Below are 14,628 nucleotides of genomic sequence, written 5' to 3' on the forward strand. Positions count from 1 at the left end.
TCGGTCGGCCGGTGGCCGTTGCGTGGGTTCGGTTGTGGTTCAGGAGTGCTCGGGTTCGATGACGGTGCCGAACTCGCCCTCGACCGCATCGGTGATGTGGGTCAACGAGGTGATGACGGCGCGCGGCCCGCCACCGGCGACGAACCGGGTGGCGGCCTCGACCTTGGGGCCCATCGACCCCGAGGCGAACTGGCCGGCCTCGGCGTGCCGGCGGAGCTCGGCGAGCGAGACGCGCCCCAGGTCGCGCTGCTGCGGGGTACCCCAGTCGACGGCGGCGTGGTCGACGTCGGTGGCGATGACGAGGACGTCGGCGTCGAGGGTGCGGGCGAGCAGGGCCGCGGTGAGGTCCTTGTCGATGACGGCCTCCACGCCGCGCAGGCGACCGTCCGTGCCACGCACGACGGGGATGCCGCCCCCGCCCGCCGCGACGACGACGTGCCCGCTGGCGAGCAGGGCCTGCACGGGCTCGACGTCGAGCACCTCCAGCGGCTCGGGGGAGGCGACGACGCGGCGCCACCCCTTCTCGCCGCGGTCCTCCCAGACCTGGCCGTGCTCGACCATCGCCTTGGCCTTGGCCTCGGGGAGGAAGCGGCCGATCGGCTTGGTGGGGTGGGTGAAGCCGGGGTCGTCGCGGTCGACGAGGGTCCGGGTGACGAGGGCGGCGACGGGCCGGGTGGCTCCGGCGGCCGCGAGGGCGCCGTCGAGGGCGTCGAGGATCGTGAAGCCGAGGGTCCCCTGCGTCTGGGCGCCGCACCAGTCGAGGGGGACGGGTGGGACGACGTGCGCGGCGAGCTCGTTCTTGACGAGGAGGTTGCCGACCTGGGGGCCGTTGCCGTGGGTGATGACGAGCTCGTGGCCGGCGGCGACGAGGCGTGCCGCGGCCTCCATCGCGACCTCGACGGCGGCGATCTGGGCCGCGGGGGTCGCCGTGCCGTCGGCGGCCGTCATCGCGTTGCCGCCGAGCGCCAGCAGGACCCGCATCCTCGCCTCCGTCCGTCACCGACCGGGCGGGCTGCCCGGGGCTTCCGACCCTAGGAGCCTCCGACCGGCGCGGCGTTGTCGACACCTGCCCAACGGGCGGTGCCCGGTTGGCAACTCCGACCCATGGACCCCGGTCGCGTGTGCTCAGCTGGCTGTCCCGGCGACCTGTTGGGCACACGCGGAGGGATGGTGGGCGCGCGTGGGCTCAGCTGGCTGCCCCGGCGACCGGCTGGGCACACGCCGTGGGGAGGGGCGCCGCCGCGGGACCGGTCTACCGGCGCGCGCACCGGTGCGCGATGCTGTGCCGCATGGCATCCAAGGTCTCCGACCGCACGTGGCTCGTCGCCCTCGCCGCCTCGTTCTGGGGCCTGTCGGCCCTCTGGCGCGGCCCCCTCGCCAAGGAGTACCCGGCGCTCGCCGTGGTGTTCTGGGAGCACCTCGTCCTCGTCGTCCTCGTCAGCCCGTTCCTCCTCCGCGCGGTGCGGCACCTCCTCGCCGCCAGCACCCGCACGAAGGTCAGCGCGGTCGTCATCGGCGCCGGGTCGTCGGCCCTCGCGACGACGCTGTTCACGGCGGCCTTCCGGCTCGGTGACCCCATCACCCCCCAGGTCCTCCAGAAGCTCCAGCCGCTCATCGCCGTGGCGCTCGCGGCGGTCGTCCTCGGCGAGCGGCTGCGCCCCAGCTACGCCTTCTTCCTGGCGCCGGCCCTCGTCGGCGCGTGGCTGCTCGCCTTCGCCGACCCGTTCGGCGTCACGGTCTCCAGCGCCCAGGCCGCCCTGCTCGCCATCGGCGCCGCGGCCCTGTGGGCGGCGGGCACGGTCCTCGGCCGGGCGGCCCGGGCCGAGCTGTCGTTCAGCGACCTGACCGCGCTCCGCTTCGGGATCGGCCTCGTGACCCTGCTCGTCATCGCCCTGGTCACGTCGACCCCGCTCGCCGTGGGGCTCGACGCCGCGCCGAACATCCTTCTCCTCGCGCTGTTCCCGGGGCTCATCGCCCTCGTCCTGTACTACCTGGCGCTCGGTCGCACACCGGCCTCGCGCGCGACCCTCGCCGAGCTCGCCTTCCCTCTCACGGCGGCCCTCGTCGGGCTCGTCGCGTTCGGCGCCCGCCCGACCGCGACGCAGTGGCTGGGGATGGCGATCGTCCTCGCTGCCGTCGTCGGGCTCGCCCTCCACGAGCAGCGCAGCAGCCGCCCGTCGGTCGACGCCCCGGTCCGCGCCGAGGACGCCCTCACCCCCTCGCGCTGAGGGCCCAGCTCAGAGGGCGCGCCAGCGGTCGTGGCGCGCGGTGAGCCGGGCGGCCGGCTCGAGGGCGACGAGCTCCGCGAGCTCGTGCCTGATCGCCTGCGCCATGCGGCGGCAGTAGGCCTCGGGCTCCTCGGCGGCGTCGGGGTGCTCGGCGACGATCCGGTCGACGATGCCGGCCTGGAGGAGGTCGAGGGCCCGCACCCGCTGCTGGGCCGCCATCTCCGGCGCCCGGTCGGGGGTGCGGTGCAGGATCGCCGACGCGCCCTCCGGCGGAAGGGGCGAGAGCCACGAGTGCTGCGCGCTGACGACGCGGTCGGCGGGCATGAGCGCCAGTGCGCCGCCGCCCGTCCCCTGGCCGAGCAGGACGCACACCGTCGGGACGGGGAGGACGACGAGCTCGGCGATGCACCGGGCGATCTCGCCCGCCATCCCGCCCTCCTCGGCCTCCTTGGACAGCGCGGCGCCCGCCGTGTCGATGACCGAGACGAGGGGGAGGCCGAGCTCGGTGGCGAGCTTCATCCCGCGGCGGGCGACGCGCAGGCCCGAGGGCCCGAGCGGCGCCTCGGCGCGCTCGGCCCGCCGGTCCTGGCCCAGGACGACGCACGGGGCGCCCTCGAAGCGGGCGAGGGCGAGGAAGAGGCTGCGGTCCCACTCGCCGGCGCCGGTGCCGAACAGGGGGAGGACGTCGGTGGCGCCGAGCTTGAGGAGGGCGCGGACGCCGGGGCGCTCGGGGTGCCGGGAGCGGGTGATCGACTCCCAGGCCGGCACGTCGGGCAGGGGCTCCTTCGGGACCTCGGGGACCGGCGGCAGCGCACGGTCGGCGAGGACGAGGTCGAGGAAGCGGCCGGCGATGGCGGGCAGCGCCTCGACGGGCTGGACGGCGTCGAGGAGGCCGTGCTCGTAGAGGTTCTCCGCCGTCTGGACGTCGTCGGGGAACGGCTCGCCGTACAGCGCCTCGTAGACCCGGGCCCCGAGGAAGCCGATCGTCGCCCCGGGCTCGGCCACGGTCACGTGCCCGAGCGAGCCCCACGACGCGAGCACCCCTCCGGTCGTGGGGTGGCGCAGGTAGGTGATGTAGGGGAGTCCGGCCTCCTTGAAGGCCGCGACGGCCGCGGAGATCTTCACCATCGTCACGAAGGCCGGCGTGCCCTCCTGCATCCGCGTGCCACCCGAGGAGGGGGCGGCGAACAGGGGCACCCGCTCGCCGGTCGCGCGCTCGAACGCGAGGGTCACCCGCTCGGCGGCGGCCCGGCCGATCGAGCCCGCGAGGAACCGGAACTCGCCGACGACGACCGCCACCCGGTGGCCGTGGATGCGGCCCTCGCCGGTGACGATGGCCTCGTCGGTGCCCGCGCGCTCCGCCGCGGCCGCCAGCTCGGCCGCGTACTCGCTCCCGGCCTCCGCGACGACCACCGGCGGCAGGTCCCACGAGACGAAGCTGCCCTCGTCGAGGACGGCGTCGAGCAGCTCCCGCGCTCCGGGGCGGCGGGGGCGCTCGGTCATCCGGCGCCTCCCGCGTCTCCGGCGTCCTGCGCGTCGAGGTCGTCGAGCCACGCGATGACGCTCTCGGTGTGCTCGCCGAGGAGCGGCGGGTGCGCGTGCTCGGAGCGTCCCCCGGCGAAGGCGTTGTCGTCGAGGCGGATCGGCGGCCCGGGGACCTCGATGCGGCCGAGCAGCGGGTGGTCGACGTCGATGACGAGGCCCTGGCTGCGCGTCTGCTCCCACTCGTAGACCCGGTCGAGCGTGCGGACCTCGCCGGCCGGGATGCCGTACTCGGCGAGGCGGGCGAGCAGCGTGTCGAGCGGGATGTCGGCGAAGGCCTCGTTGACGGTGGCGATGACGGCCTCCCGGTTCTCGACCCGTTCGCGGTTGGTGGCGAACCCCGGTGCGGCGGCGTCGATCCCGAACCCGTCGGCGAGCCTCTGCCACAGGCCCTCGCTGCCGCACGACAGCTGGATCATCCCGTCCGCGCAGGTGAACAGGCCGTAGGGGCAGATCGAGGGGTGGTGGTTGCCGCCGGCGGTGGGGACCTCGCCGGCCACCGTGTACCGGGTGCCCTGGAAGGCGTGGACCCCGACGATCGACGCGAGCAGCGAGGTCCGGACCACCCGGCCGACTCCGGTGCGGTTGCGCTCGTGGAGCGCGGCCACGACGCCGTACGCCCCGTACATCCCGGCGAGCAGGTCCCCGATGGGGACGCCCACGCGCTGGGGGTGGTCGGCATCGGCGCCCGTCAGCGACATCAGGCCGCCCTCGCCCTGGGCGATCTGGTCGTACCCGGCGCGGCCGCCCTCCGGCCCGTCGTGGCCGAACCCGCTGATCCGCAGGACGACGAGGCCGGGGTTGAGCTCGTGGAGGCGCTCGATCGGGAAGCCGAGCCGGTCGAGGACTCCGGGGCGGAAGTTCTCGAGGAGGACGTCCGCGCGGCCCACGAGGCGGGCGAGCACGGCCCGGCCCGCGTCGCTCTTGAGGTCGAGCTCGACGGACTCCTTGTTGCGGTTGCAGGACAGGAAGTACGTGGACACGGGCTGGTCGTCGGGGCCGACGAACGGCGGGCCCCACCCGCGCGACTCGTCCCCGGTGCCGGGGGTCTCGACCTTGATGACGCGCGCGCCCAGGTCGCCGAGCATCATCCCGCAGTGCGGTCCGGCGAGGGCGCGGGTCAGGTCGATGACGACGACGTCGTCGAGGGGTCCGCTCACGGTGGGCTCCTGTCCCGCTCGGTGTCCCGCCAACCTAGCCACGGGCGCGCACGCCGCGTTCGGCGACCCGGGCCGGGGTTCGGGGCCCGGGGCTGTCAGGAAGTGCCAGTGGCCCGCCGGTCAGGTGGCGTGGCCACTGACCTCGTCGAGGTGCTGGAGGAGGTCGTGCGCCGCGAGCTCGACGCTCTTGTGCCGCCACTCGCTCGCCCGGTAGACGCAGGCGATGAGGGCGCTGCGGTGCACCCGCCGGAAGTCGCCCGCCACGAACGCGTACCGCGCCTTCGTGCCGTCGTTGGCGCCCTTGGTGAGGCCGAGGTGCCACGCGCCGTACTCCTCCCACGAGTGCCGCTCGAGGTAGGCGTTCTGGGCCGCCGCATCGGGCTGCACGTCGCCCCAGTCGCTCTCGAGGACGTACTGCCGCTCGTCGATGAGGTCGCGCACGTGGGCGACCGCCGCGTCGTTGACCTCGTACTCCGCCATCGCCCCACGGTAGCCACGGGGCGGGCCCTCGTGGTCGCCGTCAGCCGGCGGGCTCGGCGCGGTGGCGGGTCATGAACTCCCAGACGAGCGCGTGCGCGACCGCGACGAGGAGGACGAGGAGGGTCGCCTCCGCCTGGAGGGGGCTCAGGCCGACGCCGCGTGCCAGGCCGGGTGCGACCCCGATGACGGCGACGGCCGCGTAGACGGCGGCCGTGACCCACCAGTACCGCGCGAACGCACCGGCGTCGTCGTCGAGGCGGGACCCCCGCAGGAAGCGGACGGTCGTCACCCCGCCGAGCACGGCGATGACGACGAAGGCGACCCGCCAGAAGGCCGGGCTCTCCGGCCCGCCGATCTGGGCGAAGAGGCCCATGAGGGCGGGGAGGAGGAAGGCGAGGTACACCGACCCCACCCGCCGTCGCAGGGCCTCCTCACGCAGCCAGCGCGGGTTGCGCTCGACGACCGTCCACCAGAGGCCGGTGAGGGTGAAGCAGGTCGCCGAGAAGAGCGCGTAGAACGTGCTGGTGTCCACCGTGGCCTCCACCGGTGGCCGCGGCGGCGCCCTGTCGCCGTCGTCCTGCCCCGGGATCGCGCCAGTATGGTGCGCCCGACCGGTGGGCGACCAGCCCTGTCCGTCGCGCTCCCGCCCACCGGCATCGCCCAGGACGACGATCTCGGGGCGCGCTGGTTGTCGGGGTGGGCCTGTCGTGACCTATCGGTCGGTGTCCGTGCGCGTCAGGGCCTGCGCCCAGGTGGTGAGGCGGCGGCCGAGGAGGGTCGTGAGCGCGGCCGGGTCGCCGACGAGCCCACCGTCGTCGTACGCGGCGAACATCGCCGCGAGGACGTCGCGGGCCTGCGGCGACAGCCCCGCCCCGGGTCCGGCGCGCCACTCGGCGACGTCCACGCGGCGCGCGGTGACGGGGCGGCCCAGCACCTCCGCCGCCACCTCGGCCATCCGTGCGGTCGTGAGGACCTCCGGCCCGCAGAGGTCGTGGGCCTCGCCGTCGCGGGAGGGGTCGAGGAGCACGACGGCCGCCGCGTCCGCGACGTCCGCGAGGTCCACGGTGGTGAACGGCGCCTCGAGCGAGTAGGGCACCGCGATCTCCCCGGTGAGCGCCGCCACCAGCAGGTTCTGGTGGTAGGCCGACGGCCGGAGGACGACGAGAGAGCCCGGGACGCCGCGCCGGAGCACGGCTTCGGCCTCGCCCTTGCGGACGTGGTGCGGCATCCGCGCGTCGTGCGGGTGGAGCACGGAGTGGAAGGTGAGGTGCGGGAGCCCGGCCGCTGTGGCGGCCTCGGCGACCCGCTGTGCCATCGCGACCTCGTCCGGGTGGACGTTCGGGGCGAGGTGGTAGGCCGCCCGCGCACCGGTGAACGCGCTGTCGAGGCCGGTGCCCGTGACGAGGTCGACGACGACCGGCTCGGCGCCGGGGAGCGCGGCGGACTCCCGCCCGGCACGGACGGCGGCGCGGACGGGAACCCCACGCGCGGTCAGGGCGGCCGCCACGGCGCGTCCCGTCTTCCCGGCCGCGCCCAGGACGACGACGGGTCGAGGATCCTCCTGTGCCGCAGCGGATCCGGACGCGGCGACGGGGTCGTGGACCGCCACCGCCCCCGACCCCGTCGCCTCCTGCGTCCGCGACACGTCAGACCCAGTCGACCTCGGCCGCGCCCCGTCCCTCGGCGAGGCGGGCGTACCCGGGGCCCCGGTCGAAGAACGGCTCGTCGCCGCGCCCGGCGCGCACCTCGGCGCGGAGGGCGTCGGAGGCGCCGGTGTCGATGACCGGCTCGTCCTTCGTCCCGCTCGCGACGACACCGTAGTCGGCCCGCGCGCCCTCGAACGAGACCTTCCCCCACCGCAGGTCGCGCTCGACCTCGTCGTACGGCCGCTCGAGCGGGTCGCCCCAGCCGCCGCCTCCGGTCGTCCGGATCCGGATGACCTGGCCGGCCCTGACCGGCTCGGCGTCGGCGAGGGCCTCGACCGTGCGCTCGTCGGGGCCGCCGACGTCGATCGTCACCTCGAAGGGCCGACCGGCCTTGCCGCCCTTGACACCCCAGCAGGCGAGGATGGAGCGGTCGGCGATCGACATGAAGTTGGCGTCCTGGAGCATCCGGATGTGCTTCTCGTACCCGAGGCCGCCGCGGTGCCGCCCGGCACCACCGGAGTCGACCGCGAGGCCGAGGCGCTCGACGACGAACGGGAAGCGGCTCTCGGTGAACTCGGTCGGGAGGTTCCGCGAGTCGGGGACGACGTGGATGGTGTCCTCGCCGTCGGCGTAGTACCGACCGCCGGAGCCGCCGCCGAGCACCTCGCGCATGAGGTAGTCGTTGCCGTCGCGGTCCTTGCCGTAGACGCCGGTGTAGCGGATGGTCTCCTGGTCGGCGGGCATCTGGCCGTCCACCGCCTTGGCCACGACGCCGGCGAGGACGCCGAGGAGGCGGAGGATGACGAAGGTGCGCGCGTTGGTCGGGGCCGGGTAGATCGGGGTGAGCAGCGTGCCCTTCTCGGGGAACCTCATCTCGATGAGCGGCACGATGCCCTCGTTGACGTCGAGCTCGGCCATCCGCTCGGGGGTGTCGGCGAGGTTGCGCAGGATCGGCGCGAGCCACTTCTTGAGGAAGTTGCCGCCCACGTAGTCGCCACAGTGGTTGATCGGGCCCTTGGCCTGCTTGCTCGTGCCGGTGAAGTCGATGACGAGCTTCGGGCCGCCGTCGCCGGGGCCGGGGCCGCCGGTCGAGGTCTTGGTCAGGGTGATCCGCTGGGTGTGCAGCTGCGGCTCGTCGACCCCGTCGTGCTCGGCGTAGTCCTCCCAGACGTAGGTGCCGTCGGGGATCTTGCTGAGGATCTCGCGACGGTAGGTCTCGGTCGTCGCGTCGAGGATGGCGTCGAAGGCGGCCTCGATGGTGTCGCGGCCGTAGCGGGTGAAGAGCTCGGAGAGGCGGCGCGCGCCCATGAGGCAGGCCGAGCACTCGGCGTCGAGGTCGGCCGCGAGGCTGTCGGGCATCCGGCTGTTGCGCGTCATGATCCGCAGCGCCGCCCTGTTCGGCACACCGGCGTCCCAGAGCTTGATCGGGGGGACCGACAGGCCCTCCTCGAACACCGTGCGGGCGTTGCTCGGCATCGACCCGGGGACCGCGCCGCCGATGTCGTCGTGGTGGCCGAAGGCCTGGACGAACGCGACGACCTCGCCCTCGTGGAAGACCGGGACGGTGACGCAGAGATCGGGGAGGTGGCCGATGCCGCCCTCCGACTCGTACACGTCGTTGTGGAAGAAGACGTCGCCCTCACGCATCTCCGACAGCGGGAAGTCGCGCACGATCGGGTGCACGAGAGCCGAGTACGAGCGTCCGGTGAGCTTGCGCAGCTGTCGGTCGTGGATGCCGGCGCGGAAGTCGTGGGCGTCGCGGATCATGGGCGAGCGAGAGGTCCGCGCGATGGCGGTCTCGACCTCCATCTCGACCGACGCCAGGGTGCCCTGGACGATCTCGACGAGGATCGGGTCGACCTCGCTGCCGACCGGGGTGAGGCGGTTGCCGTGCTCGTAGGACGTCGGGAGGCCGGCCGGGTTGGCGGGGGCGCCATCGGCCCCACCCGGGGCGCTGCCCGAGGTGGCGACGGGGGCGACGTTCTGGCGGATCATCGGGCCGCACATGTCAGGCCTCCTTCGTGACGACGAGGTTGCCGAACGCGTCGACGCGCACGGAGAACCCGGGGTGGATCGGGACGGTCGAGCCGAACTCCTCGACGATCGCCGGACCGGTGAAGGTGTCGCCGGCCCGCAGGTCGGGGCGCCAGTAGACGTCGGTCGTGACGTGTCCCTGGTCGGCGTCGAAGCAGACCTGCCGACTGGATCGCGGGGTGAGGGCGCCGCCGCCCACACCGTCCTGGGACAAGATCGCCCTATTGGTCGATTCCTGCACACCGTCCTGGGACAAGATCGCCCTATTGGTCGATTCCTGCACACCGTCCTGGGACAAGATCGCCCCAGTGGGCGAATCTGACCCACGGCTGGGGACCTCGCGGAGCTCGGGACGGGTGATCGGGCCGACGCCGGTGACGCGGAGGTTGACCCACTCGACCTGCTGCGTCGGGTCGTGGCGGAAGTCGTAGCCGTAGAGCTGGCGGTGCTCGTCGTGGAACCGGTCGGCGACGGCCGTGGCGAACGCCTCGTCGACCCGGCCGGTGCCCGCGGGCACGCGCACCTCGTACGCCTGGCCGAAGTAGCGCAGGTCGGCCGTGCGGACGTACTGGTGGTCCTCGCGGGCGAACCCCTCGGCGTCGAGCGCGGCCGCGGCCTTGGCGGTCAGCTCGTCGAGGACCTTCTCGACGGCCCCGTGGTCGAGGCTCGCGTGCCGCGCGACGTGGGTCTGCACGTAGTCGTTCTTGACGTCGACGGTGAGCAGCCCGAACGCGCTGACGTTGCCCGGGTTCTGCGGCACGACGACACCGGCGAGGTCGAGGATGTCGACGAGCCGGCAGGCCAGCAGCGAGCCGGAGCCGCCGAAGGTCGTCAGCATGAAGTCGCGGACGTCGAGGCCGCGCTTGACCGACACCTGCCGCAGCGCGTTGGCCTGGTTCCACGCCGAGATCTCGAGGATGCCCGTCGCGCAGCGCTCGAGGTCGAGCCCGAGCCGCTGCGCGAGGGCCTCGATGCCGGCGCGGGCCGCACCGACGTCGAGGGGGATCTCGCCGCCGAGCAGGTGCGGGGGGATCCGGCCGAGGACGACGTGCGCGTCGGTGATGGTCGGCTCGGTGCCGCCCTTGGCGTAGCAGAGCGGCCCGGGGTCGGCGCCGGCCGACTGCGGGCCGACCTTGAGGGCGCCCTCCGGGGAGACCCACGCGATCGAGCCGCCGCCCGCGCCGACGGTGACGACGTCGATCATCGGGATCTTGCTCGGGTAGGCGCCGACCGAACCCTCGGTCGTGAGGGTCGGCTCGCCGTCGAGGACGACCGACACGTCGGTCGAGGTGCCGCCGCCGTCACAGGTGAGGACCTTGTCGAACCCGGCCCGGCGGGCGATGAGCGCGGCGCCGAGGGCGCCGGCCGCCGGACCCGAGAGGACCGTCGTGATCGGCTGGTGCACGACCTCGTCGGCGGAGAGGACGCCGCCGTTGGACTTCATGACGTAGAAGGGGATCGGACGTCCGCCGGTGAAGCCGTCGAGGCGCTCGTGGATGTTCGTGACGTACCGCGACACGTTGGGCTTGACGGCCGCGTCGACGAGCGTCGTCATCGAGCGCTCGTACTCGCGGTACTCGCGCAGCACCTCCGAGCTGATCGAGACGACCGCCTCGGGGTGCTCGCGGCGCAGGACCTCACGCATCGCGAGCTCGTGCTCGTCGTTGGCGTAGGCGTGGAGCAGGCAGACGCCGATCGTCGTGATGCCGCGGTCCCTGAACCAGTGGGCGGCGGCGACGGCGCTGGCCTCGTCGAACGGGCGGATCTCGTTGCCCTCGAAGTCCATCCGGCCGCCGATGGTGCGGACGTGGTCGGCCGCGACGATGCGCGGTGGCTTGACCCAGAAGTAGGAGTTGCCGTAGCCGTCGGGGACGGCCTGACGGGCGATCTCGAGCATGAACTCGTAGCCCTCGGTCGTGACGAAGCCGAGCCGCTCGACCTTGCCCTCGAGGAGCTTGTTCGTCGCGACCGTCGTCCCGTGGCAGACGGCGGTGATGTCGTCACCGCCCGCCCCCATGACCCCGAGGATCTTCTCGATCCCGGCGATGAACCCGTCCGCGGGGTTCGAGGGCGTGCTGGGGGTCTTCGTCGTGACGAGCTCGCCGGTGTCCTCGTCGAAGGCGACCACGTCGGTGAACGTGCCGCCGGTGTCGATCCCGACCCGGATCCGTCGCTGTGTCTGCTCGGCCATGGCCACGATCCAACCCGGTGGCCGGGACCGATGCGTTGTCAGGATCTGCCGACGGAATCGTGGTTCCCCGTCCGTTCTTGCCACCAGACGGCGACGCCCGCCGACCGGAGGGGCCGGCGGGCGTCGAACGCTCCCGCGGGTCTCAGGCCTTGGCGGCCGGCTCGCCGTCGAGGGCGGCCGGGGACGTGGCCGGAGTGGTCGCCGGGGCGACCGGTCCGGAGCCCTCGGTGTAGCGCGCGAGGAGCGCCTGGAGGTCGACGCCCGTCGTGCTCTTGAGCATCGCCAGTGTCTGGGTGAGGTTGTCCGTGACCTGCTTGGGGAGGGCGGCGGCGCCGTCGGTGGAGATGACGGTCAGCTGGTCGATGGCCGCCATCGGTGCGGCGACCTCCCTGGCGACCTTCGGCAGCACCTCGACGAGCATCTGGAGGACGGCCGCCTCGTTGTAGCGGGCGAACGCGTCGGCGCGCTTGTTCATCGCCTCGGCCTCGGCCTGGCCCGTCGCGAGGATCGCGCTGGCCTGGGCCTCGCCCTCGGCGCGCACCGCCTCGGCCTGCGCGACACGCAGTGCCTTGTCGGCCTCACCGCGGCGGGAGCCCTCGATGGCCTCGGCGTCGGCGAGCGCGGAGCGGCGCGCCTTCTCGGCCTCACCGGTGAGCCGGGCCTTCTCGGCGTCGGCCTGGGCGGCGGCGATGGCGGCGGCCTTGCGGGCGTCGGCCTCGGCGATGGCCGCGTTGCGGGCGCCCTCGGCCTCCTGCTCGACGCGGTACCGCTCGGCGTCGGCCGGCTTGCGGACCTCGGTGTCGAGCTGGCGCTCCTTGAGCGCGGCCTGCCGGACGGCGACCTTCTCCTGCTCGGCGAGGATCGCCTGGTCGCGGTCGGCCTGGGCGAGCGGGCCGGCGGAGGCGGCCTGCGCCTGCGCGGCGTCGGTCTCGGCCTTGATCTCCGACTGCTTCAGCGCGAGCTGGCGCTGGGCGATGGCGATCTCCTGCTCGGCCGCGAGGCGGGCCTGCTCGGCGGCCTGGCGGGCGTTCGCCTCGGCGATGGCGGCGACCTGCCCCACCTTGGCGGCCTCGGGACGGCCGAGGTCGGCGAGGTAGCTGCCGTCGTCGGTGATGTCCTGGATCTGGAAGGTGTCGAGGACGAGGCCCTGGCCGGTCAGCGAGGTCTCGGACTCGTCGGCCACCCGCTGGGCGAACGCCGCCCGGTCGCGGATGATCTGCTCGACGGTCAGCGAGCCGACGATGGAGCGCAGCGACCCGGCGAGGGTCTCCTGGGTGAAGGTCTCGATCTCGCCCTGCTGGGTGAGGAAGCGCTGGGCGGCGGCGCGGATGGAGTCCTCGTGGCCGCCGACCTTGACGATGGCGACGCCGTCGAGGTTGAGCTTGACGCCCTGCCCCGAGACCGCCCCGCGGATCTGCACCATGATGCGGCGGCTCGACAGGTCGAGGATGTGCAGCCGCTGGACGAACGGCACGACGAAGATGCCGCCACCCATGACGACCTTCTGGCCGGACAGGTCGGTCGACACCTCACCCGTCTCGGGGTTCTTCACCTCCTTGCCCTTGCGGCCGGTGACGATGAAGGCCTCGTTGGGCCCTGCGACGCGGTACCTCGAGGCGATGACGAGCCCGAGGAGGACGAGCAGGAGGACGAGCCCCAGGACGGCGATGAGCGCGACGGGGATGTCGAACCCGAACATGTCTGCCTGGCCTTTCCCGGCGCCGGTGGGCGCCCGTGTGCGTGGAGTGTGCGTGGTGGACGTCGCCGGCAGGTCGCCGGTTCCGCCGCGAGGAGCGGGTGCGGCCTCAGCCCTCGTTCCGCGCGACGCGGACCGAGGTGGGGCTGAGGACGCTCGTGACGACGACCGCGGTGCCGCTTGGCAGCGGTTCGTCGGCCCGGGCGTTGAGCCGCGTGATGTGGCCGGCCGCGACGACGTTGACCATCCCGAAGCCGTCGGCGGGCACCGGTTCGACGACCGTGCCGCGGAGCCCGACGAGCCCGCGGCTGCTGACGTTCGACTCGTCGCCGCCGCGCATGAGGCGCTTGCTCGCCTGTCCCGCACCGACGCCGACGACCGCACCGGCGACGAGGCCGGACAGCAGCGTGACCGCGGAGGACGCCCCCGTGTCGGCGACGAGGGCGCCGACGAAGCCGAACGCGGCGAGGAAACCGGCGACGGCCAGGCCGGAGAGGAGGTCGGGCCCCACCCCGTCGAGGAACCCGTCGACGACGTCGCCCGCGAGGAGCGAGACGAGGAGCAGCAGGATGCCGATCCCCCCGACGACGAGCAGCGTGGCCTGCATCCGGTCTCCTTCTGCGTGGTCCGCTGGCGCGGACGCCGGGTCCCCCCGGACCCGGTGCCGCGAGCCTAGACGGTCCGGGCTGCACGGCACAGGGACTTCACCGGACCCGCCCGGCGGGGTCACCCGGCATCGGCTGCACGGACACGGTCGCCGGCCTGCGGATCGACCCGCTCGAGGGGAACGACCTCGGTTTCCAGGTCCTCGGCCCCGAGGACCTCGGCGGAGGGTCTGGCCAGCCGCCACCGCGAGTGGGACGGTGGGAGGCGTGTTCGTCGACGCGGCCTCCTACGAGCGGTTCATGGGGCGGTGGAGCGCCGTGCTGGCCCCCGGTTTCCTCGACGCGGTGGACCTCGGTGACGGCCACGGCGTCGTCGTCGACGTGGGGTGCGGCACGGGGAACCTGGCGTCGGCGGTGCTCGACCGGTGGCCCGACGCGTCCGTCGTGGGCGTCGACCCCTCGGAGGCCTTCGTCGAGTCGGCGCGAAGACGGTTCGGCGACAGTGGGTTCCGCGGCGAGGTCGGGTACGCCGCGGCCCTGCCGCTGCCTGACGCCGCCGCCGACGCCACCCTCGCGCTGCTCGTCCTCAACTTCCTTCCCGACCCGGCGGCCGGTGTCGCCGACATGCGACGGGTCACGCGACCCGGTGGCGTCGTCGGCGCCACCGTCTGGGACTACGGCGGCGGGATGGCGATGCTGCGGACCTACTGGGACGCCGCAGCCGCGGTGCGCCCGGACGCCGCGGCCGTCGACGAGGCGCTCGCGAGCCCGGCGCGCGCGGGTGGCATCGAGGCGCTGTTCGCGGGAGCCGGGCTGACCGACGTGCGGGGCGGCCTCCTCGAGGTCGGGATGCGGTTCGAGACCTTCGACGACTACTGGCGCCCCTTCCTCCTCGGCATCGGTCCTGCCGGCGACTTCACCCGGGCGCTCGACGACGCAGGGCGCGAGGCGCTGCGGGCCGAGCTGCTCCGCCGCCTGGGCGACGGCCCGGTCGAGATGACGTCCACGGCCCGGTGGGTCCGTGGTCTCGTCCCCGCCTGAGCCGG

Annotated in this window: 12 protein-coding genes; 2 read left to right on the forward strand and 10 right to left on the reverse strand. The window is 73.9% G+C overall.

Translation table 11 applies throughout. The features are described 5' to 3' along the window. Nucleotides 1-39 precede the first annotated feature (39 nt). Nucleotides 40-981: a carbamate kinase gene (locus ACK8HX_RS09735; RefSeq protein ID WP_411940492.1), complete on the reverse strand. Its 942-nt coding sequence runs from the start codon at nucleotides 979-981 to the stop codon at nucleotides 40-42. Nucleotides 982-1,289: 308 nt separating this feature from the next. Here ACK8HX_RS09735 and ACK8HX_RS09740 point away from each other — a divergent pair, with 308 nt between their 5' ends. Beyond that, the gene (locus tag ACK8HX_RS09740) at nucleotides 1,290-2,228 is read left to right on the forward strand and encodes a DMT family transporter (RefSeq protein ID WP_411940493.1); all 939 of its coding nucleotides are present in this window, start codon (nucleotides 1,290-1,292) and stop codon (nucleotides 2,226-2,228) included. Nucleotides 2,229-2,237: 9 nt separating this feature from the next. Here ACK8HX_RS09740 and ACK8HX_RS09745 read toward each other — a convergent pair whose 3' ends face one another. The 9 genes from ACK8HX_RS09745 to ACK8HX_RS09785 all read right to left on the reverse strand — a co-directional run bounded on the left by ACK8HX_RS09745 (nucleotide 2,238) and on the right by ACK8HX_RS09785 (nucleotide 13,584). Then, the gene (locus tag ACK8HX_RS09745) at nucleotides 2,238-3,731 is read right to left on the reverse strand and encodes a carboxyl transferase domain-containing protein (protein ID WP_411940494.1); all 1,494 of its coding nucleotides are present in this window, start codon (nucleotides 3,729-3,731) and stop codon (nucleotides 2,238-2,240) included. Further along, a complete protein-coding gene (locus ACK8HX_RS09750) occupies nucleotides 3,728-4,930 on the reverse strand; it encodes a CaiB/BaiF CoA transferase family protein (RefSeq protein WP_411940495.1) in 1,203 nt (400 codons plus the stop codon). Before ACK8HX_RS09750 ends, ACK8HX_RS09745 begins: the two co-directional genes overlap by 4 nt. Nucleotides 4,931-5,050: 120 nt before the next feature. Next, nucleotides 5,051-5,410 (reverse strand): hypothetical protein, encoded by a 360-nt coding sequence (locus ACK8HX_RS09755; protein WP_411940496.1) that lies wholly within the window; start codon nucleotides 5,408-5,410, stop codon nucleotides 5,051-5,053. A gap of 40 nt (nucleotides 5,411-5,450) precedes the next feature. Continuing rightward, nucleotides 5,451-5,942: a hypothetical protein gene (locus ACK8HX_RS09760; RefSeq protein WP_411940497.1), complete on the reverse strand. Its 492-nt coding sequence runs from the start codon at nucleotides 5,940-5,942 to the stop codon at nucleotides 5,451-5,453. A 180-nt stretch (nucleotides 5,943-6,122) separates the two neighbouring features. Next, a complete protein-coding gene (locus tag ACK8HX_RS09765) occupies nucleotides 6,123-7,055 on the reverse strand; it encodes an NmrA family NAD(P)-binding protein (protein WP_411940498.1) in 933 nt (310 codons plus the stop codon). A gap of 1 nt (nucleotide 7,056) precedes the next feature. After that, nucleotides 7,057-9,063 (reverse strand): hydantoinase B/oxoprolinase family protein, encoded by a 2,007-nt coding sequence (locus ACK8HX_RS09770; protein ID WP_411940499.1) that lies wholly within the window; start codon nucleotides 9,061-9,063, stop codon nucleotides 7,057-7,059. Between the two features lies 1 nt (nucleotide 9,064). Beyond that, nucleotides 9,065-11,281 (reverse strand): hydantoinase/oxoprolinase family protein, encoded by a 2,217-nt coding sequence (locus ACK8HX_RS09775; protein WP_411940500.1) that lies wholly within the window; start codon nucleotides 11,279-11,281, stop codon nucleotides 9,065-9,067. Nucleotides 11,282-11,423: 142 nt separating this feature from the next. Then, nucleotides 11,424-12,980, reverse strand: a complete 1,557-nt coding sequence (locus tag ACK8HX_RS09780) for a flotillin family protein (protein ID WP_411940501.1) — start codon at nucleotides 12,978-12,980, stop codon at nucleotides 11,424-11,426. A gap of 106 nt (nucleotides 12,981-13,086) precedes the next feature. Continuing rightward, complete coding sequence (locus ACK8HX_RS09785; RefSeq protein WP_411940502.1) at nucleotides 13,087-13,584, reverse strand: hypothetical protein; 498 nt, start codon at nucleotides 13,582-13,584, stop codon at nucleotides 13,087-13,089. 265 nt (nucleotides 13,585-13,849) lie between these two features. Here ACK8HX_RS09785 and ACK8HX_RS09790 point away from each other — a divergent pair, with 265 nt between their 5' ends. Next, nucleotides 13,850-14,623 (forward strand): methyltransferase domain-containing protein, encoded by a 774-nt coding sequence (locus ACK8HX_RS09790; RefSeq protein ID WP_411940503.1) that lies wholly within the window; start codon nucleotides 13,850-13,852, stop codon nucleotides 14,621-14,623. Nucleotides 14,624-14,628 lie beyond the last annotated feature (5 nt).

The sequence above is a fragment of the Oryzobacter faecalis genome, from assembly GCF_046764005.1.
In the GTDB taxonomy this organism is placed as follows: domain Bacteria; phylum Actinomycetota; class Actinomycetes; order Actinomycetales; family Dermatophilaceae; genus Oryzobacter; species Oryzobacter faecalis.

Excerpts from the sequence above, each read along its gene's own strand:
- ACK8HX_RS09785 (WP_411940502.1), bottom strand. The coding sequence starts at position 13,584 with ATGCAGGCCACGCTGCTCGTCGTCGGGGGGATCGGCATCCTGCTGCTC.
- ACK8HX_RS09755 (WP_411940496.1), bottom strand. The coding sequence starts at position 5,410 with ATGGCGGAGTACGAGGTCAACGACGCGGCGGTCGCCCACGTGCGCGAC.
- ACK8HX_RS09775 (WP_411940500.1), bottom strand. The coding sequence starts at position 11,281 with ATGGCCGAGCAGACACAGCGACGGATCCGGGTCGGGATCGACACCGGC.
- ACK8HX_RS09780 (WP_411940501.1), bottom strand. The coding sequence starts at position 12,980 with ATGTTCGGGTTCGACATCCCCGTCGCGCTCATCGCCGTCCTGGGGCTC.
- ACK8HX_RS09735 (WP_411940492.1), bottom strand. The coding sequence starts at position 981 with ATGCGGGTCCTGCTGGCGCTCGGCGGCAACGCGATGACGGCCGCCGAC.
- ACK8HX_RS09770 (WP_411940499.1), bottom strand. The coding sequence starts at position 9,063 with ATGTGCGGCCCGATGATCCGCCAGAACGTCGCCCCCGTCGCCACCTCG.
- ACK8HX_RS09745 (WP_411940494.1), bottom strand. The coding sequence starts at position 3,731 with ATGACCGAGCGCCCCCGCCGCCCCGGAGCGCGGGAGCTGCTCGACGCC.
- ACK8HX_RS09740 (WP_411940493.1), top strand. The coding sequence starts at position 1,290 with ATGGCATCCAAGGTCTCCGACCGCACGTGGCTCGTCGCCCTCGCCGCC.